17 protein-coding genes and 1 pseudogene are annotated in these 19,300 nt (G+C 68.2%); 16 read left to right on the plus strand and 2 right to left on the minus strand.

Annotated features, from left to right (window positions below; all coding sequences use genetic code 11):
• Both V6U90_RS29250 and V6U90_RS29255 read right to left on the minus strand, forming a co-directional pair.
• The coding region (locus tag V6U90_RS29250; protein ID WP_334443500.1) for a hypothetical protein at window positions 1–188 on the minus strand (188 nt) is incomplete at its 3' end.
• Between the two features lie 318 nt (window positions 189–506).
• Window positions 507–1,280, minus strand: a complete 774-nt coding sequence (locus V6U90_RS29255) for an IclR family transcriptional regulator (RefSeq protein WP_334443502.1) — start codon at window positions 1,278–1,280, stop codon at window positions 507–509.
• Window positions 1,281–1,462: 182 nt separating this feature from the next.
• Between V6U90_RS29255 and V6U90_RS29260 the strand changes: the two genes are divergently transcribed.
• The 16 genes and pseudogenes from V6U90_RS29260 (at window position 1,463) to V6U90_RS29340 (ending at window position 19,263) form a co-directional block, all read left to right on the plus strand.
• The gene (locus V6U90_RS29260; protein ID WP_334443504.1) at window positions 1,463–2,647 is read left to right on the plus strand and encodes a M24 family metallopeptidase; all 1,185 of its coding nucleotides are present in this window, start codon (window positions 1,463–1,465) and stop codon (window positions 2,645–2,647) included.
• The gene (locus V6U90_RS29265) at window positions 2,637–4,388 is read left to right on the plus strand and encodes a hydantoinase B/oxoprolinase family protein (protein ID WP_334443507.1); all 1,752 of its coding nucleotides are present in this window, start codon (window positions 2,637–2,639) and stop codon (window positions 4,386–4,388) included. Before V6U90_RS29260 ends, V6U90_RS29265 begins: the two co-directional genes overlap by 11 nt.
• Before the next feature lie 39 nt (window positions 4,389–4,427).
• Window positions 4,428–6,524 (plus strand): hydantoinase/oxoprolinase family protein, encoded by a 2,097-nt coding sequence (locus V6U90_RS29270; RefSeq protein WP_334443509.1) that lies wholly within the window; start codon window positions 4,428–4,430, stop codon window positions 6,522–6,524.
• A 76-nt stretch (window positions 6,525–6,600) separates the two neighbouring features.
• A complete protein-coding gene (locus V6U90_RS29275) occupies window positions 6,601–7,623 on the plus strand; it encodes a sugar ABC transporter substrate-binding protein (RefSeq protein WP_334443512.1) in 1,023 nt (340 codons plus the stop codon).
• Window positions 7,620–9,110, plus strand: coding sequence for a sugar ABC transporter ATP-binding protein (locus V6U90_RS29280; protein ID WP_334443515.1), 1,491 nt, complete (start codon window positions 7,620–7,622; stop codon window positions 9,108–9,110). The genes V6U90_RS29275 and V6U90_RS29280 overlap by 4 nt, the downstream gene beginning before the upstream one ends.
• A gap of 106 nt (window positions 9,111–9,216) precedes the next feature.
• Window positions 9,217–10,173 carry an ABC transporter permease gene (locus V6U90_RS29285; protein ID WP_334443543.1) on the plus strand — a complete coding sequence of 319 codons (957 nt, stop codon included), beginning with the start codon at window positions 9,217–9,219 and terminating at the stop codon, window positions 10,171–10,173.
• Between the two features lie 121 nt (window positions 10,174–10,294).
• The gene (locus V6U90_RS29290) at window positions 10,295–11,059 is read left to right on the plus strand and encodes an alpha/beta fold hydrolase (protein WP_334443517.1); all 765 of its coding nucleotides are present in this window, start codon (window positions 10,295–10,297) and stop codon (window positions 11,057–11,059) included.
• Window positions 11,060–11,209: 150 nt separating this feature from the next.
• A complete protein-coding gene (locus V6U90_RS29295) occupies window positions 11,210–12,136 on the plus strand; it encodes a LysR substrate-binding domain-containing protein (RefSeq protein ID WP_334443519.1) in 927 nt (308 codons plus the stop codon).
• Window positions 12,133–13,236, plus strand: coding sequence for a mandelate racemase/muconate lactonizing enzyme family protein (locus V6U90_RS29300; protein ID WP_334443522.1), 1,104 nt, complete (start codon window positions 12,133–12,135; stop codon window positions 13,234–13,236). The genes V6U90_RS29295 and V6U90_RS29300 overlap by 4 nt, the downstream gene beginning before the upstream one ends.
• A gap of 49 nt (window positions 13,237–13,285) precedes the next feature.
• Complete coding sequence (gene catA / locus V6U90_RS29305) at window positions 13,286–14,164, plus strand: catechol 1,2-dioxygenase (protein ID WP_334443524.1); 879 nt, start codon at window positions 13,286–13,288, stop codon at window positions 14,162–14,164.
• A complete protein-coding gene (catC, locus tag V6U90_RS29310) occupies window positions 14,164–14,472 on the plus strand; it encodes a muconolactone Delta-isomerase (RefSeq protein ID WP_334443527.1) in 309 nt (102 codons plus the stop codon). Before catA ends, catC begins: the two co-directional genes overlap by 1 nt.
• A 107-nt stretch (window positions 14,473–14,579) precedes the next feature.
• Window positions 14,580–15,752, plus strand: a complete 1,173-nt coding sequence (locus V6U90_RS29315; RefSeq protein WP_334443530.1) for a thiolase family protein — start codon at window positions 14,580–14,582, stop codon at window positions 15,750–15,752.
• Window positions 15,752–16,447 carry a 3-oxoacid CoA-transferase subunit A gene (locus V6U90_RS29320; protein ID WP_334443532.1) on the plus strand — a complete coding sequence of 232 codons (696 nt, stop codon included), beginning with the start codon at window positions 15,752–15,754 and terminating at the stop codon, window positions 16,445–16,447. The genes V6U90_RS29315 and V6U90_RS29320 overlap by 1 nt, the downstream gene beginning before the upstream one ends.
• Window positions 16,444–17,115, plus strand: a complete 672-nt coding sequence (locus tag V6U90_RS29325; RefSeq protein WP_334443535.1) for a 3-oxoacid CoA-transferase subunit B — start codon at window positions 16,444–16,446, stop codon at window positions 17,113–17,115. Before V6U90_RS29320 ends, V6U90_RS29325 begins: the two co-directional genes overlap by 4 nt.
• 84 nt (window positions 17,116–17,199) lie before the next feature.
• Window positions 17,200–17,943, plus strand: a complete 744-nt coding sequence (locus V6U90_RS29330) for a molybdopterin dinucleotide binding domain-containing protein (RefSeq protein WP_334443537.1) — start codon at window positions 17,200–17,202, stop codon at window positions 17,941–17,943.
• Between the two features lie 238 nt (window positions 17,944–18,181).
• A pseudogene (locus V6U90_RS29340) lies at window positions 18,182–19,263 on the plus strand (IS630 family transposase).
• The last annotated feature ends 37 nt before the right edge of the window (window positions 19,264–19,300 follow it).

Here is a 19,300-nt window from a genome sequence, read left to right on the forward strand (position 1 = left end):
GACTTGGACTCGCCGGGAGGGTACGCCCCCACGGCGCTCATCCACAGGTTTCGAGCATTGCTCTCGAAGATGGCCGGGTCTGTGTAGAGGGTCCGGTGCACCCGGTCCGCCAGCACCCGGTCGCTCCAGCGGCTCAGCGGCGGAAGGGTCACGTCGGCGTCGGCGCCGCCGAATCTGGTCGTTGTCATGTTCGCCTCCGGGCGATCTTGGATAGGCGCGTGATCTGCGGGGACGCACGGCAGAAAGCCGTGCCCGGCATCTGACCGATGCGGCAGGTGCACACCGTAAAGCAACGACGACGCAACCGGGTAGCCTGCTGTTGGACCTGGTCATCGCGACGTTAGCCGCTCACTGGCAAAGGTACGGACGGCTATCGTTCACCACAAGAAACAAATCACGGGCTATTGATTGGCGAGGCTTATCAATTCGCGGTCTTTTCGTCGGCCCTACCGGGCCGTCTCGTCACGGCCGACATCCCGCTGACCGCGGCACCCGGCCGCGGCGGGTCACCTCGCGCGGCCGCCCCGCGTGGCCAACAGACCTTCGGTCGCCCTGATGGCGTCGGTCAGGAGGTCGACGTACTCCGGAACCATGGCCCGCTCGAACCGGATGCTCGGGATGGCCAGCGACATGGCGAGCACCGGACGCCCCTGCCCGTCTCTGGCGACGGCCCCCACGCCGTCCACGCCTTGGGCGGTCTCCTCGAGGTTGAGGGCGTAGCCCCGTCGGCGCACCGTGGCCAGGTGACGTTTGAGTGCCTGCAGCGTGATGATGCGTGTCGATCGACTCGGCAGTAGCCCGCCACTGAACACCAAGTCCAGCTGGCGGTTGTTGAGCTCCGACAGCAGTGCCTTGCCAGCGGCGGAGGTGTGCGCCGGGACCCTGTCCCACTGGTCGCTGCTCACATGCCGGGGGCGGGTGCCGGGCACCCCGTCGACCAGCCGTAGCAGTGCGCCCTGCCGTACCCAGACGTGCACGGTCTCGCCCACGAGCGAGCACAGCTCCTCGACGACCGGATGCACGTGTTGGCGCAGCTCCTCGACCGACCCGTGCACCGGTTCGGCGGTACGCAGCTGGGGTCCGGCGCGATAGCGGCGATCCCGGTCCTGCTCGGCGAACCCGTCGAAGCACAGCGCGCACAGCAGCCGGTAGGCCGTCGACGGCACGACGCCCAGCCGCGCGGCGGCGTCTGTCACGCTCAGCACCTCGCCGTCGCGCAGCGCCTTGAGCAGCACAAACGCCCGGTGCACGGAGTCGATGGGCGGGTCCGCATTCGCCACAGGAAAAAAGGTAACACGGGTCTTGCTGGTGGCGTGACGTGCCGCATACGTTGCCTGGCACCTTCAACAGGCGCGTCTGGCTCCCCTACGGCGAGACATCAGGCGCCGCCAGTAGCGCACGGCCACGAGCTCTCGCGCTGCAGACCTCTTCGAGTTGATCACCACAGACAGGAAGGGCACCAGTGTCCCTGTCACTGAACGAACGCGACCGCCGCTGGAACGCGCTCAACAAGGCAATGGCCGAGCACGGGATCGACGCGCTGGTCTTCGCCGCCAACGACTACCGCGGTCACAAGGGATCGCTGCGGTATGTCGCCGACTACAACCTGGCACACAGGTCGGGCAACGCCGTCATGTACCACGGTGAGGAACCCTTCCTCGTCCTTCCCGGGAACCTGTCCGCTGCCCGGAGGCCGACGTCGGGGTGGGTGAGCGACTACCGGTTCACCCCGACGATCGCCCAGGGCCTCGTCGACGCGTTCGCCCGCCGGCCGGACGTCGACCGGGTCGGCGTGATCGGACTCGAGCACGTCATGAAGGTCGGCGAGTACCTTGCGCTGACCAGATCATGCCCGGATGTCGAGTTCGTCGACTTCTCCCGCGAGTTCGAGCGGATCCGCGCGGTGAAGAGTGACGAGGAGATCGCCGGTGCCGAGGAGTCGGCCTACATCCTCGACCAGTGCCTGGCTCGGCTGCTCGAAATCGCCCGGCCAGGCGCTGTCGAACGCGAGATCGCCGCAGAGATGTACAAGATCGGTCACCAGCTCGGGGGCGAGGACGCGCTCTTCCTGACCATGTACACCGAGGGCTGCGGCCCGGACACCGCCGCCACGTTCGGTGCTCCCCGCGACCGGGTGCTCGGCACGCACAACGTACACACCTTCTCCTTCGAGATCACCGGACCGGCGGGCTACTGGACCGAGCTTTCCCGGATGGTCACGTTCGCGAGGGCCGACGCCGAGGTCGAACGGATGGCCCGGGCAGCGGCCCGGGGAATCGCGCGTGGCGCCGGCGGCATGCGGCCGGGCGCCACCCCCGCGTCGGTGCAGCAGCAGGTTCTCGACGCGGTCGAGGCGGAGGGCGCCACCTCGTCCTACTGGTCGGGTCATTCGCTGGGTCTCGACGTGCTGGAACACCCGATGATCGGACTGGACGTCGTCGAGGACGGCGGCCAGTCCCACGACGGCACGCTCGAAGCGGGCTTCGTGGTGACCCTGCACCCGATGGTCAAGGACGAGAACGCCGGAGTCAGCGGCTACATGGCCGACACGTTCGTGATCGACGAATCAGGCAGCCGGAAGCTGTCCGAATACCCGACCGGCCTCTACCGGATCTCCCGAGGCGAGGTGTTTATCAATGAGTACTGACATCACCATCGACCCGATCACCGCATCGGTGCTCCAGCGACGCGTCGACTCAATCGCCAAGGAAATGGCGACGATGCTGATGCGGTCGTCCCGTTCGCCCATCTTCAACGAGATCGGCGACCTCGTCACGGTCGTGTTCGACCGCTTCGGCAACACCCTCGCGCAGGCCGAATTCGCCGCGATCATCGCGTTCGGCGCACAGCCGGCCCTAGAGTACATCATCGGCTACTTCGGTGACGACATCCACGAGGGTGACGTCATCATCCACAACGACGTCTACCACGGCGGAAACCAGAACGCCGACACGGGCATCTTCATGCCGGTGTTCCACCAGGGGCAGCTGGTCGGCTGGACCGCCGCGAAGGGCCACCTGGCCGACATCGGCGGCATGACCGCCGGCGGCTACAACCCAAACGCCCGCGACATCTGGCAGGAGGCACTACGCATCCCGCCGGTCAAGGTCGCCGCCAAGGGTGAACTCCGGCAGGACGTCTGGGACTTCATCGCCGCCAACATCCGCTTCCCGTTCGTCATGGAGGACATCCGGGCCATGATCGGCTGCTGCACGGTGGGTGGCCGACGCCTGGTGGAGGTCATCGACCGCTACGGGCCGGCCAGCTACGACGCGCACTGGTCGTACGTCATCGAGAGCTCCCGACGTCAGGTCGAGGCCGAGGTGCAGAGGTGGCCCGACGGCCACTACCACGGCGAGAGCTACATGACGTCGGACGGCGTCGATCCGACCCGGAAGTACAAGATCGCGGTCGACATCGAGATCGCCGGCAGCCGGATCACGTTCGACTTCTCCGGCAGCGACGACCAGGCGCCGGGCATCACGAACATGCCGACCGGCGCGGCCAAGGGAGCGGTGCGCATCGCCTTCCTGATGTTGATGGCGGCGGGCGGCATCCGGATCCCCACCAACCAGGGCCTTTTCGAACCGATCGTCACCAAGTTCCGTAAAGGTTCGATCATCGACCCGCACTTCCCCGCCGCCACGATCTTCGGCAACCAGCTCTGCGACGAGGTCGTCGAGGCGATCATGCTGGCGCTCGCCGACGCGCTGCCGGACCGGGTCACCGCCGGCTGGAACAAGTACATGTGCACAGCCACCAACGGCGTCGACCCGCGCACCGGTGAACCCTTCGGCACCTTCACCGTCTTCCAGCGCACCGGCCCCGGTGGGGTGCTCGGCGCGGACGGCTGGGACGCACTCGGCTTCACCGGCACCGCCGGGCAGATGCGCGCGCCCGACCCGGAGATGTTCGAGCTCACCAGCCCGCACTTCCTCGAGTACCACGAATACCTGCCCGACTCGGCCGGCGCCGGCGAGTTCCGTGGCGGACTCGGCACCCGGTCTGCCTGGCGCACCTACGGCGAGGGACAGATCGGCGTCACCCTGGCCGACAACCTCAGATCCGAGGGTGCCTACCCGGCTCGCGGCCTCTTTGGCGGCCATGACTCCGGCCTCAACGAGCTCAGGGTCGAGTACCCCGACGGCACCGTCCAGGAGTGGGGCTCCAAGGAGATCATCGATCTGCCACCGGGCACCCGCATCGTCTCACTCGCCGGTGGCGGTGCCGGATACGGCGATCCGTTCAAGCGTCCCGCCACGAAGGTCCTGACCGAGGTCAGGGACGGGATCCTCTCGGCCGAGAGGGCCCGCACGGACTACGGCGTCGTCATCGGCGCGGACGGACAGAGCATCGACGAATCAGCCACGGCCGCCCTGCGTGGCTGACCACCAGTACGCCACATTTCTCGCAAGGAGCTTCGACACATGGGCATCCGCATCGGCATCGACGTCGGAGGCACGTTCACCGACTTCCTGGTGGTCTACCCGGACGGCCGGCGACGTATCCACAAGACGAGCTCGGTTCCCTCAGATCCACCGCAGGCCGTCTTGAACGGACTCACCGAGGTCGCCAAGCTGGACGGGGTCACCATCCGGGAGTTCGTGGCGGACGTGTCACTCATCGTGCACGGCACGACGGTGACCACGAACGCGCTGCTGACCCGCCGCGGCCCACGCACCGCCGTGCTGGTGACCGAAGGCTTCCGGGATGTCCTCCCGATGCGACACGGAACCCGCGAGGAGCCGTACGACAACCGGCTACCCCACCCCGAGCCACTGGCGCTGCGGTACCTCAGGCTGCCGGTTCGAGGCCGCATCGACTACCGCGGCGAGGAGGTCAGCCCACTGTCCGAAGAGGACGTTCGTGACGCGATCGACGTGCTCAAGGCACATGATGTCGAAGCCCTGGCGATCGCCTTCATGCACTCGCATGCCAACCAGGCTCATGAACGCCGCGCCGCTGAGATCGTCTCGAACCTGCTCGACGACGTCTACATCACCGAATCGGCGGAACTGCTCGGCCAGGCGCGGTACTACGAACGGACGAGCGCTGCGGTCCTGAACTCCTACGCCGGCCCGATCATCAGCAGCTACCTCAACAAGCTCACCGAACTGCTCGAAGGCGTCGAGTTCGCGGGCATCCTGCTGATGATGCAGTCCAACGGTGGGGTGGCGACGCCGCAGCAGCTGGCCAAGCGGGCGGCGCTGTCGCTGCTGTCCGGGCCCGCCTCCGGGCCCACGGCCGGGCTCCTGGTGGTCGCCGAACACGGATGGGACTCCTGCCTCACCGTCGACATGGGCGGCACGAGCTTCGACGCCGCCGTCGTCAAGGGTGGCAAACCGATGGTGATGACCGACGGGCAGATCGACCGCTGGTCGATCGCCCTACCTGCGGTCGACATCCACACCATCGGCGCCGGCGGCGGTTCGATCGCCTCGGTGGACGAGGGCGGCCTGCTGCGGGTCGGACCGCAGAGCGCCGGCGCCGTGCCGGGCCCGGCCTGCTACGGGCGAGGCGGGGTCCACGCCACCACCACGGACGCCGACGTCGTCCTCGGCTACATCGACCCGTCGTCGTTCCTGAACGGCCAGTTCAAACTGGATCGCGACGCCGCGGTCGAGGCCATCCGGCGAGATGTCGCCGACCCGCTCGGTCTCAGCGTCGAGGAGGCGGCTGCCGGTATCTACGAGATGGTCAACGTCACCATGGCCACCGGCGTGCGCGACATCACCGTCCGGCGGGGCCTGGACCCACGGGACTTCCCCATCGTGGTCGCGGGTGGAGCGGGCCCGGTGCACGCCGCCGCGATCGCGAGCGAACTGGAGATCCCGGTCCTCATCACACCACGCGACTCGTCGATCTTTTGCGCCGCCGGCATGCTGGTCTGCGACTTCAAGCACGACTACGTGCAGAGCCTCAACCAGCGGCTGGACACCACCGACCCGGCGCGGCTGGTCGAGATCTGGCAGGCCATGGCGGCGCAGGGTCGAGACACCCTGCTGGGTGAGGGCGTGGACGCGGACGCGATCACCTTCGAACCGTGGCTCGACATGCGCTACAAGGGCCAGTGGTACGAGCTGCGCATCGCCGCAGACCCCGCCGCCATCGACGGGCCGGATCTCGACGCGATCGTGCGGTCCTTCCACGACGAGCACGACAAGCTGTTCGGCTACCGCAGTCCGCAGATGCCCATCGAGGTCCTCAACGTCCGGCTGTCCGCCGTGGGCGCCACGTCCAAGGAGCGCATCGGACTCGGCGGCGAACAGCCGACCGGCAGCTCGGCCGCCATCACCCGCCGATCGATCTGGTCCCCGGCGCAGCGGCGAATGGTCGAGGTGGATGTCTACCCCGGAGCGGCCCTCGGACCCGGCGCCCACGTGGTCGGCCCCGCGATCATCGAGCTCGGCACGACCACCATCGTCGTCCTGGACCAGTACGACTGCGTCGTCGACCGCAGCGGGTCGTTCGTGATGCACCTGCGTGACCGCGCCGCCGAGATCCGTGCTCGGCTCAACCTCTGACGTCCCGGATCCAACCCATTCCTGCCACGCCGAGTCGCCGGCCCACTTGCAACTCCAGTCGAGCAAAGGAATGTCAATGCGCAAGTTCACAATGCTGAGAAAGTTCGCTCCACTCGCCGCTGTCGTCATCGTCGCGCCCCTGCTCGCGGCGTGCGGCGAGAGCCCGGAGAGTAGCGAGTCGGATGTGGTCATCGGCTACGCGGGAGCGATCCAGTCCAACCCCAACAACAAGGCCGTCGAGGACGCCATCCGCGTCAAGGTGGAGGAGCTCGGCGGCAGGCTCGTCGTCACCGACGCCCAGTTCGATGCGAGCAAGCAGCTCACCGACGTCCAGTCGCTGATCAACCAGCGGGTCGACGCGCTCGTCGTCTGGCCGGTCGACCCGCTGGGACTCCAGCCGGCGCTGCTGACGGCCCAGCAGGCGAAGATCCCCGTCATCGTCCAGCACACCACCCAAGGAGGGCCGTACACCTCGAACTTCCAGGGCGACGACGAGCAGGCCGCCGTCCGCGCCGCCCAGCTCATCGCCGAGAAAGTTGGACACGGTGCTGGAGTGGCCCAGATCGAGGGCGTCACCGCCGTCGGCGTGCTCGCCGCCCGCAACAACGGCTTCGTGGCCGGCACGAAGAGTGCCGGGCTCGACATCCTCGCCCACCAGATCAACCAGGCGGACAGCGCGGACGGCGCACGCCCGATCGTCGACGCGTGGAAGGCCAGCCTCGGCTCGAAGATCAAGGCGATCTTCGCCTACAACGACCCCAGCGCCCTCGGTGCCGCCTCCGCGCTCGACGCCAACTTCACGCCCCTCATCGTGGGTATGAACGGCTCCCAGGAGGGCGTCGACGCGGTGAAGGACGGCAGGCTGCTCGCGACCGTCGACTTCCACCCCGTCCGCCAGGGCTTCGGGCTGGGCTGGGCCGCTGTCCAGGCGGCGGCGGGAAAGCCGCTCCCGGCCACCGTCAACGTCGAGTCGACGATCATCACCAAGGACAACGCGGAGAGCTGGCAACCGGTTGCCGCGCAGCTCAAGACGGCGGTCGACGTGTCGATCGTCGAGCGCGACGGCCAGCACTTCCTGACGGTGACGGCGCGACCATGAGCGTCGAGATGTCGGGAATCACCAAGCGCTACGGCCCGGCCCGCGCCCTGGCCGATGTCGACCTGACGATCGGCGTCGGCGAGGTCGTGGCGCTCGCCGGCGAGAACGGGTCGGGCAAGTCGACGCTGATGAAGGTCCTGGCCGGTGCGGTGGTACCCGACAGCGGGTCGATCACGGTCGACGGCATCCGAAGGGTCTGGCGGGCACCCATCGATGCGCTCGACGCCGGAATCGCAATGGTGGCGCAGGAGCTGACGGTCCTGCCGGAGCGACCCGTCTACGAGAACATCGTGCTGCCGTCCCTCAGACACCGGATCGGCCCGGTGAGCCGCAGGACCCAGATGAGCCGCGCCGCTGCCGTGCTGCGGCGACTGGGCGTCGAGGACGTCGACCCGGCAGCACCGATGCGATCGCTGACAACCGCGCAGCAGAGCTTCGTCGAGATCGCCAAGGCGCTCGCCGGCGAGCCCCGGGTGCTCGTTCTCGACGAGGCCACGAGCCGGCTGGGGCCGGCCGAAGTCGAGTTCCTCTTCCGCGCGCTGCGTCGCCTGCGGGAGGACGGCCTGTCGACGGTCCTCATTACGCACCGCATTACGGAAATGACCGATCTGGCGGATCGAGCCGTCGTGTTGCGTGACGCGCGGCGCGTCGGCGAGCTGCGCGGCGGCCAGCTGAACGAGCGGTCCCTGGTGCAGCTGATGGTCGGCCGGGACATCTCGTCGACGCCCCCGGCGGCCGAGACGGTGGCCGCGTCAGGCGGGATCGAGGTCCGTGACGTGCTCGTCGCGAGCAGCCCGACGCCGATCAGCCTGACGGTTCGTCCAGGCGAGATCGTCGGACTGGCGGGCCTGGTCGGCTCGGGCCGGACGGCGCTGATCGAGGCGCTGGCCGGCGTCCGGCGTCGCGGCCACGGCGCGGTGTCGGTCGGCGACACCGTCGTGGCAGCCAACGACGTGGCCGCGGCCAGACGGGCCGGGATCGGGCTCGTCCCCAGTGACCGTCAGCGCCAGGGACTCATCGTCGCGGCATCGGTATACGAGAACTACACGCTCGGCGCCACGCGATGGCACCGGCTCGCCCGACACCGGGCGGCACGCGGCAGCGCGGCGGACGCCGCCAGGGAATTCGGGATCAAGACCGTCGGGGTCGACCAGCCGATCGCCGGCCTGTCCGGCGGCAACCAGCAGAAGGTCGTCATCGCCCGGACCCTGGCCAGACGCCCCGCCGTGCTCCTGCTGGACGAGCCGAGCCGTGGGATCGACATCGGCGCCCGTGCAGAGATCCACCGCATCATTCAGCACCAGGCGGCGCTTGGCACAGCCGTGCTGGTCGCATCGTCGGAGATCGCGGAGCTGCTCGCGATCTGCCACCGCGTCCTGGTGCTTCACCAGCGCACGATCGTAGGAGAGCTACATGGCCCAGACCTCACCGAGGAACGCATTGGTCACCTCATCGCCGGTAGCCGAGGCCACGTCCCCACCGGATGACGCCGCTCCCGGCGCCCCGCCACCCGGATCGCAGCCCGGCCTCAGATCGAGATCGACGACCGCCCGGCTCTACGGGGACGTTCGGGCGTACCTCGGCGTGACGACGATGCTGATCCTGCTCGTCGGGTACCTCGCCGTCACCCAACCGGAGTTCGCCACAACGTACAATCTGATGTCGATCCTGGAGGCCAACTCGGTTCTCCTCCTGGTCGCCACCGGTCTGACCCTCGTCCTGCTCTGCGGCGGCTTCGACCTCAGCGTCGGTGCGATGCTCGCGCTGTCCGGCATTCTCCTGGCGGAACTCGTGCGAAGCGGCGCGAACTACTTCCTCGCGGCGGTCCTCATCGTCGTGCTCGCCGCCATCGTGGGCGGTCTGCTGAACGGGCTGCTCATCGGCCGACTCGGCCTGTCGTTCTTCGTGGTCACGCTCGGCACCATGTCGCTGTTCCGCGGAACCGGCCAGGTCGTCACCGAGGGACAGAGCGTCAACCTGTACGACATCCAGGCCGCCCGTACCGTCGGCTCAGGGGACGTCGCTGGAGTGCCCTGGCTGACAGTCGTCGCCCTGACCGTGTTCGTGGTCGCCGTCCTGGTCACCAGGTACACCGGCTACGGGCGCATGCTGTACGCGGTCGGCGGCAACGCCGAGGCAGCGCGCCTGGCCGGCATCAACGTCTGGGCCGTCCGGGCCAGCACCTACGCCGTCTGCGCCGGCACCGCAGCGCTCGCCGGTGTCCTCGAGGCCAGCCGGCTCGGCACCGCAGCGCCGGGAGCAGCGACCGGCATGGAGCTCACCGCAGCCTCGGCGGTGCTGCTGGGCGGTACCAGCTTCGCCGGCGGTTCCGGCAGCCTGATCGGCACCCTGCTCGGCACGTTGTTCCTCGGCGTCATCTCCAACGGCCTCACCATCAGCCAGGTCTCGTCGTTCTGGCAAGGCGTCGTGACCGGCCTCGTCCTGCTCGCCGCCGTGCTCGTGGACCGGTTGCGCACGACGCGCGTGCGGCCCCGACTATGGCGCACCGGACGACGGCCTCGACCCGCAGGCGCAAGCGTTTCCGCATGAGCTGGTGGTGGAGGTCGACCGGACGGCCTTCGGCGCCGCCGTCCGAACGGAGCCGCAATCCAGACGTCGCGGTTGCCGCCGCGGGCGGATGCGAGCCGGGTGGATTGTCGAGGGGTGGGACGTGAGCCCACCGGAGATCATCCTCGTGCCCCTGGCCGGCGGATCCGGTGCGGGCCGGCCACTGCTCGTCGTGGGCCCGTCGCTCGGCACCGGCGTCGAGGCGCTGTGGGGGATCTGCGCCGGGTTGCTGGCTGACCGGTTCGACGTGGTCGGCTGGGAGTTGCCGGGCCACGGCCGAGGCACACCGCACGACGAGCCGTTCACGATGGCCGAGCTCGCGGCTGGTGTCGCGCGCGCGGTCGGGCGTGACTCGTTCCTGTACGCCGGAGACTCGCTCGGTGGTGCCGTCGGACTGCACCTGCTGCTCGACCACGCCCATCGAGTCGAGGCAGCGGCGCTCATCGCGACGGGAGCCGTCATCGGCACCCCGGACGGCTGGCAGGATCGAGCCGCGCTGGTGCGCCGGCAGGGCACCGGCGCGCTCGTCGAGGGTGCGATACAACGCTGGTTCGCCGCCGGCTTCACCGCACGCGCCCCAGACCGCGTCATGTCCCTGCTCGACACGCTGCGCGCTGCCGATGACGCCAGCTACGCCCGTTGCTGCGAGGTGCTGGCCGGCTACGACGTTCGCGCACGGCTCGGCGAGATCGCGGCACCGGTCCTCGCCGTGGCTGGTGCGCACGACGTGGTGACCACATCCGCGAGCCTGGCCGAGATCGCCGGCGGCGTACGGCACAGCCGGCACATCACGATCGCCGGGGCAGCGCACATGCCGCCGGCCGAGGTGCCGGCCGAGGTCGCCGCCCTCATCCGTTCCCTTATTTGAGCGTCCCGCAGGCACTTGCTGTCGGGCATTAATTGGCCAAGCTTATCAATCAGGGCCTTTTTCGTCATTGTGGTTTATTGGTTTCGTAATACCGTGAAGAGGTGGTCGTCGTCACGGGCCGACCCGACCGATCCGGCTGAAAGGACATCAATGGAGCTGCGGCAGTTGCGCTATTTCGCGACAGTGGCGGAGACATGCCACTTCGGCCGCGCCGCTGAACGTTTGCATATCGCGCAGCCAGCCTTGTCGCAGGCGGTCCGTCAGTTGGAGTCCGAGCTGAGAACCGCATTGTTCACCCGCACGACGCGGCAGGTCGCGCTCACCGCTGCGGGTGCGTTCCTGTACGAGGAGGCACGGCGCATCCTCGACACGCTGGATGCCACGGTACAAGGCGTGCGGCGGGTGGCAGAAGGCCGTCGTGGGTTGGTGCGGCTGGGCCTGACCGGCTCGGCCACGTTCTCGCACCTGCCGCGCATCGCGCGGATCGTCAAGCACGAACTGCCCGGCGTGGCGATGGAGATCCACTCTGATCTGCTGACGCCGGAGCAATGTGAGCGGCTGCGGGAAGGCAGCCTGGACCTCGGCGTGTTGCGTCCGCCCGTGACCGGGGAGGGGATCGGGCTGTGCACCATCGACGTCGAGCCGCTCGTGCTGGCTGTGCCCGTCGAACATCGCCTCGCCGACCAGCCGGAGGTCGCACTGGCCGATCTTCACAACGAGGCGTTCGTCGCGTACGGCACACGTGATTCCGTGGTGAACCAAGCCGTGCTGCGCAGCTGCCACGAGGCGGGCTTCGCGCCTCGCCGGGAGCACGAGGCGGTCGGTACCTCGGTGTTGCTCGGCCTGGTCGCGGCCGGATTGGGCGTGGCTCTGGTGCCGGCCGGTGCACGATCGCTGCCCTTGCATGGTGTGGTGTTCCGTGGTGTGACGAACGCACCCACGGTCGAGCTGGCGCTCGGCTGGTCGCAGGATGCCGAGGCACCCGTGGCGGCGTCTCTGCGGGAACTGATCCTCGGCGTACTGCGCCAGGACACCACTGTCGCTCCGACGGTCGCCCGGAACGGGGCACTCGGATGAAGATAACCGCGGTTGAGGCGATCCCATTCGCCATTCCGTACGTCAAGCCGTTGCGCTTCGCCAGTGGCGAGGTGCACTCCGCCGAGCATGTGCTGGTCCGGGTACACACCGCCGATGGTGTGACCGGGGCGGCCGAGGCGCCACCACGTCCGTTCACGTACGGCGAGACGCAGGCCAGCATCGTGGCTGTGATCGAGCAGCTCTTCGCGCCCCAGATCGTCGGTCTGACGCTGATGCAGCGTGAGGTTGTGGCGGCGCGGCTGGGCCGGACGGTCGGCAATCCCACCGCCAAGGCGGCGATCGACATGGCGATGTGGGACGCGTTCGGCCGCACCGTCGAAAGGCGGATAACCGACCTGCTCGGCGGCTTCACCGACCGCATGCGCGTAAGCCACATGCTCGGCTTCGATGAGCCTGCCACCATGGTCGCCGAGGCCGAACGAATGCGCGACAGGTACGGCATCACCACCTTCAAGGTGAAGGTTGGCCGGCAACCGGTCAGCCTCGACGTAGCCGTGGTGCGGGCGCTGCGCGAGTGCCTCGGCGAGGACGTCGAGCTGTACGTCGACGGCAACCGTGGCTGGACGGCTGCCGAGTCCGCGCAAGCCATGCACCAGATGTCCGACTGCGGCCTACTGTTCGCTGAGGAGCTCTGCCCTGCCGACGACGTCCTCGGCCGCCGCTGGCTGGTCAGTCGACTGGACATCCCGTTCATCGCGGACGAGTCGGTGGTGACATCTGCGGACATCACCCGCGAGATCCTCAGCGGATCGGCGACCGCAGTGAGCATCAAGACGGCCCGTACCGGATTCACCCGTTCGCAGCGGGTGCACCACCTCGCCGAAGGTCTGGGCGTCGAGGTACTGATCGGCAACCAGATCGACGGCCAGCTCGGCACCGCCTGCTCGGTCGCCTTCGGCGCCGCGTACCGGCTCACCGCACGTCGCGCCGGCGAGCTGTCCAACTTCCTGGACATGAGCGATGACCTACTCACCGAGCCGCTGCAGATCGTCGACGGCGAACTGCAGATCCGGCCCGGTCCCGGCCTCGGCGTCGAGATCGACCCGGACAAGCTCACCCACTACCGGCAGGACCGCTGAACGCGACATTCCCGTTATCCGTCACCCCACCCAAGCAGGGAGCAACGCCATGAGCATTACGGCCGACATCTCGACCAGCGCCGCCGACGCGACACCCACGGCAGCCGCGTCCGGCGCGAACGCCACCGCCCGGTTCCACACCGACAAGTCGCCATACGCTGCCGCCCGGGACACACCGCAGGAGCGGGTCAGCCTGCTCGCCCGCGAGGTGATCGAGGCCGTGCACGACACGATCCGCCGCCACCAGGTCACCTACGACGAGTACAACGCACTCAAGGCCTGGATGATCCAGGTCGGTGAGGACGGCGAGTGGCCGCTGTTCCTCGACGTGTGGATCGAGCATGTCGTGGAACAGGTCGCCAATGCCAGCCGAGTCGGCAGCAAGGGTTCGATCGAGGGCCCGTACTACGCGCCGGGCGCACCGGAGCTGGGCGCCGACGGCGCGGTGCCGATGCGCGACGAGGAGCCGGGCACCCAACTGGTGTGGCAGGGCACGATCACGTCCGTCGACGGCCAGCCACTCGACGGCGCCACGCTGGAGCTGTGGCAGGCCGACGATAACGGCTACTACTCGCAGTTCGCCCCGGGCATCCCGCAGTGGAACCTGCGAGGCACGTTCACTGTCGGCGCAGACGGCGCGTTCCGCATCCGCACCATCCGTCCCGCGCCGTACCAGATCCCGACCGACGGCGCGTGCGGAAAGCTGATCGCGGCAGCGGGCTGGCACGCGTGGCGACCGGCGCACCTGCACGTGAAGGTCTCCGCGCCGGGACATCTACCCCTCACTGCCCAGCTGTACTTTCCCGGGGACCCGCACAACGACGACGACATCGCGGCAGCGGTCAAGCCAGAGCTGATGCTGGAGCCGGTGCCGCAGCCCGACGGCACGGTGCAGGTCGACTACGGTTTCGTCCTCGACCCCGCCTGATGCTTTTTCTCGTACGCATGGACGTGCACCTCCCGCCCGATCTCGACCCGCGCCTGCGGGTCGAGATCGTGGCGCGGGAGCGGGCCTACTCGCAACAGCTGCAACGGTCCGGCACCTGGCGGCACATCTGGCGGATCGCCGGCCAGTACGCCAACTACTCGGTCTTCGACGTCGACTCAGCCGACGAGCTGCACGAGATCCTGTCGAACCTGCCACTGTTCGCCTACATGGACCTGACGGTCACCGCGCTGGCCACCCACCCCTCCGACATCTACGCTGCGCAGTCCACGCCACCAGAAACGACGTGAAGAGAAGTCCGGCCGCGACCGGCAGTCACCTCGGCTGGGCACGTGCTGCCTGTCAGCGCCGACGACCTCGCCACCCTCATCGCGTCAACTCCCACGGAGGCCCAAAGGTGACATTCGTCTACGCTGCCGTACGCACCCCGTTCGGCAGATTCGCCGGCGCCCTGGCCGACGAACGACCCGACGACCTCGCCGCGACGGTCATCGAGGCGGTGCTCGCGAAGACCAGCCTGGATCCCGCCTGCATCGACGACAGCGTCTGGGGCTGTGCCAACCAGGCCGGTGAGGACAACCGTAACGTCGGTCGGATGGCGCTCCTGCTCGCCGGTCTGCCGGTGGAGGTGCCCGCCACGACGGTCAACCGCCTCTGCGGCTCCTCACTCGACGCCGCCATCATCGGATCGCGTGCCATCGACACGGGCGACGCCGAGATCGTCCTTACCGGTGGTGTCGAGTCGATGACTCGTGCACCGTGGGTGCTGCCCAAGCCGGCATGTCCCTTTCCCGCAGGTGACGGGACGCTGGCGTCGACCACACTCGGCTGGCGTCTGGTCAACGAGCGGATGCCAGTGGAGTGGACTGTGTCGCTTGGCGAGGCCAACGAACAGTTGCAGGAGAAGTTCGACATCTCCCGCGAGCGTCAGGACGAGTTCGCTGCCCGCTCCCACCAGCTCGCCACAGCCGCCTGGGACGCCGGCTTCTACGACGACCTCGTCACCCCGGCTGCCGAGCTGACCCGCGACGAGGGTGTCCGCGCCGACTGCACGCCCGAGACGCTCGCGAAGCTCAAGCCGGTCTTTCGGCCCGAGGGCACCATCACCGCCGGTAACGCCTCGCCGCTCAGTGACGGCGCCTCCGCCGTACTGCTCGGCAGCGCCAAGGCGCGCGACGCCATCGGTCTCGACCCGATCGCGCGAATCGCTGGCCGCGGGGTCCACGCCCTTGCCCCGCAGGAGTTCGGGTTCGCGCCGGTCGAGGCGGCCAACAAGGCACTCGCCGCTGCCGGTGTCACCTGGGAGCAGGTGGGCGCGGTGGAGCTCAACGAAGCGTTCGCCGTACAGTCGCTCGCCTGCACCGACGCCTGGAAGATCGATCCCGAGATCGTCAACGTCAAGGGCGGTGCGATCGCGATTGGCCACCCCCTCGGTGCTTCCGGCGGCCGCCTGATCGGCACGCTCGCCAAGGTGCTGCGCGAAGACAACCAGCGCTGGGGTGTGGCCAGCATCTGCATCGGCGTAGGACAGGCCCTTGCCGTCGTCCTCGAGAACACCGAGCTGGCGTGATGGCACGCACCCAGATCATCGCGTCCGCGGACGCCGCAGTATCCGACATCGAAGACGGCTCGACCATCCTCATGGGCGGGTTCGGTCTGGCCGGTATGCCGTTCGACCTCATCGACGCTCTGATCCGTCAGGGCGCCAAGGACCTCACCATCGTCGCGAACAACGCAGGTAACGGTGAGGCCGGCTTGGCCGCGCTGCTCAAGGCCGGCCGGGTGCGCAAAGTGCTGTGCTCCTTCCCGCGTCAGGTCGACTCGTACGTCTTCGACGAGCTCTACCGGGCGGGCAAGATCGAGCTAGAGGTCGTGCCACAGGGCAATCTCGCGGAGCGGCTGCGGGCAGCCGGCGCCGGCATCGGCGCCTTCTTCTGCCCGACGGGCGTCGGTACTCCGCTGGCCGAGGGTAAGGAGCGACGCACCATCAACGGCCGCGACCACGTCCTCGAATACCCCATCAAGGGTGACTATGCGTTGATCAGTGCCCACCGGGCAGACACGCTGGGCAGCCTCGTCTACCGCAAGACGGCCCGAAACTTTGGACCGGTGATGGCAACAGCGGCCACCACAACCATCGCCCAGGTCTCCGAGGTCGTGCCCGTGGGAGACATCGACCCGGAGGCAGTGGTCACCCCGAGCATCTACGTCGACCGGGTCGTGCAGGTCGAGACCCGGCACTACACGGTCCAGGGGGCCAGATGACCACCGTGCACCCCCGACCGTTGACCATGGATGCCCTGGCTGCGGTCATCGCCCGCGACATCCCTGTCGGCTCCTACGTCAACCTCGGCATCGGGCAGCCGACCAAGATCTCCGACCATCTTCCACCTGAGCTCGGCGTCGTCCTCCACACCGAGAACGGCATGCTCGGCATGGGCCCGGCGGCCCACGGCGACGAGATCGACGCCGACCTCACCAACGCCGGCAAGGTGCCGGTGACCGAGCTGCCCGGGGCCTCCTACTTCCACCACGCCGACTCCTTCGCGATGATGCGCGGCGGCCACCTCGACGTCTGCGTGCTCGGCGCATTCCAGGTGTCGGCCAATGGTGACCTGGCCAACTGGCATACCGGCAAGCCCGGCGACATTCCGGCCGTCGGTGGCGCGATGGATCTCGCGATCGGTGCCAAGGAGGTCTACGTGATGATGACGCTCTTCGCCAAGGACGGTGCCCCCAAGCTGGTGCCCGAGTGCACCTACCCGCTCACGGGGCTGGCATGTGTCTCCCGGGTCTACACCGATTTCGCGATCTTCGACCTCGGGCCGGAGGGAGCAACGGTGCGAGAGACCTTCGGCATCACGATCGGCGGGCTGCGCGAACGGCTCGACGTCGTACTGATGGCTCCGGAAGACGGAACAGTGCTTGTTTGAGCAAGGCGGTGACCTGATGCCCGCGGGCGCACCCGGCGCTTCCCGCTGATCCTGACCACCGGCCGGATCCTGAGCCAGTACAACGTGGGCGCCCAGACCCGGCGTACCGGCAACGTCGTCTGGCATCCGGAGGACGTGCTGGAAATCCACCCGCACGACGCCGAGGTGCGCGGCATCCACGACGGGGACACGGTCACCCTGGCCAGCCGGGTCGGGCAGACTACGATGCGCGCCTGGGCGACGTTCCTGCGCTCGCAGGCGCAGGCCATTGTCGCCGCCGACTTCTTCGAAACCACCACGCTGACCGGTGCCCGGCTCTACGTCCTTGCGGTCATCGAACACGCTACCCGTCGAGTCCGCGTTCTCGGCGCCACCGCCCACCCGACCGCTGGCTGGGTCATCCAGGCCGCCCGGAACCTCGTGATGGATCTCGAAGATGCCGGATGCCGTGTGGCGTACCTGATCCGGGATCGGGACGGCAAGTACCCGGCCCTGTTCGACGCCATCCTCACTGACGCCGGGATCACGGTCGTGCGCAGCGGGGTGCGGATGCCACGAATGAACTCGATCATGGAACGCTGGATCCAAGCCTGCCGGTATGAACTGCTCGACCGAACACTGATCTGGAACCACGCCCACCTGGTACACGCACTCCGGGAGTACGAGCACCACCACAACCAGCATCGGCCGCACCGCGGCATCGCCAACGCCCGACCGCTGCGTCCACTACCCGAACCGATGACCGACCCCGCAGCGCTGACACACCTGAACGTCCATCGACATGAGCGACTCGGCGGACTCCTCCACGAGTACGAGCAGGCCGCCTGACCAGCTCGGACGAGGTTTTCGGCACCCGCAAGGTTCCCGGGACGGGGTCCACGGTGCTTGTCACGGGGATCACCCCGCGTGCGCGGGGAGTAGGCGGCCACGCCGATGTCCGCGCCGGGTGTGGCGGGGATCACCCCGCGTGCGCGGGGAGTAGGCTTCCTGACCTGCGGCGCTAGTGTCGCGTAATTGAGATCTTTTGCATGGTTTGGTGTTACTTGATCCTGGTTGACTTTCGCTCGTGGCGTTGACGCAGCAGCAGCGGGCTGAACTGTCCAGCCTGGTCGGTGACCGGCGGGTGGACGCGGTGGTGGCGGGACGGGCGCGGATGGTGTTGTGGCGGGACGAGGGCCGTAGCGCGGAGGAGGTCGCTTCCCTGGCGGGGTGTCGCGTCCGACGGTGAACACGTGGGTTCGCCGCTACCACGCCCTCGGTGTGCCGGGTCTGGCTGATCGGCCCCGGCCGGGAAAACCGGCCGAGGTTCCCGGGGCGGTGCGGGCCAGGATCCTCGCGCTGACTCGGATGACACCACCGGCGGTGACCGGTCTGACGCACTGGTCGAGCCGGGAGATGGCCGCCTACCTGGCCAGACACGAGGACATCACGGTGTCGCACAACTTCATCGCCGACCTGTGGCGCCAGCACGGGCTCCAGCCGCACCGGGCTGGCACCTTCAAGCTCTCCAGGGACCCGGCGTTCGCCGACAAGGTCGTCGACGTCGTCGGCCTGTACCTGAACCCACCCGACGGGGCGGTGGTGCTCTGCGTCGACGAGAAGACGCAGGTCCAGGCCCTCGACCGCACCCAGCCGCTGTTGCCGATCGACTTCGACCGCACGGAGAAGCGCACCCACGACTACGTCCGGCACGGCACCACGAACCTGTTCGCCGCCCTGGACGCCGCCACCGGCCACGTCGTCGCCCGCTGCTTTCCGAAAAGACGCGGCAGCGAGTTCCTGACCTTCATGAAGCAGGTTGCCGCCGCCTACCCCGACCGTGAACTGCACGTGGTCGTGGACAACCTGTCCACCCACACCACCGACGAGGTGAAAGCCTGGCTCGCCCACCATCGGCGGATCGTCTTCCACTTCACCCCCACCGGCTCCTCGTGGTTGAACATGGTCGAGATCTGGTTCGGGATCATCACCCGGCAAGCGATCCGGCGCGGCACCTTCACCTCCGTCACCCGACTGACCAGGGCCATCAACGACTACGTCACCGCGTGGAACGCCGACGCCAAGCCGTTCGTCTGGACCGCGACCCCCGGCGAGATCCTGGCCAAGGTCCGCTGGGTCCACACCCAGGGTCATTGCGTTGTCGGATAGGTGCTGGTCACGGCGGTGATGAGGTCGTGTGGGCGGC

Origin of the sequence: Micromonospora sp. CPCC 206060, assembly GCF_036906895.1 — a bacterium.
In the GTDB taxonomy this organism is placed as follows: Bacteria; Actinomycetota; Actinomycetes; order Mycobacteriales; family Micromonosporaceae; genus Micromonospora.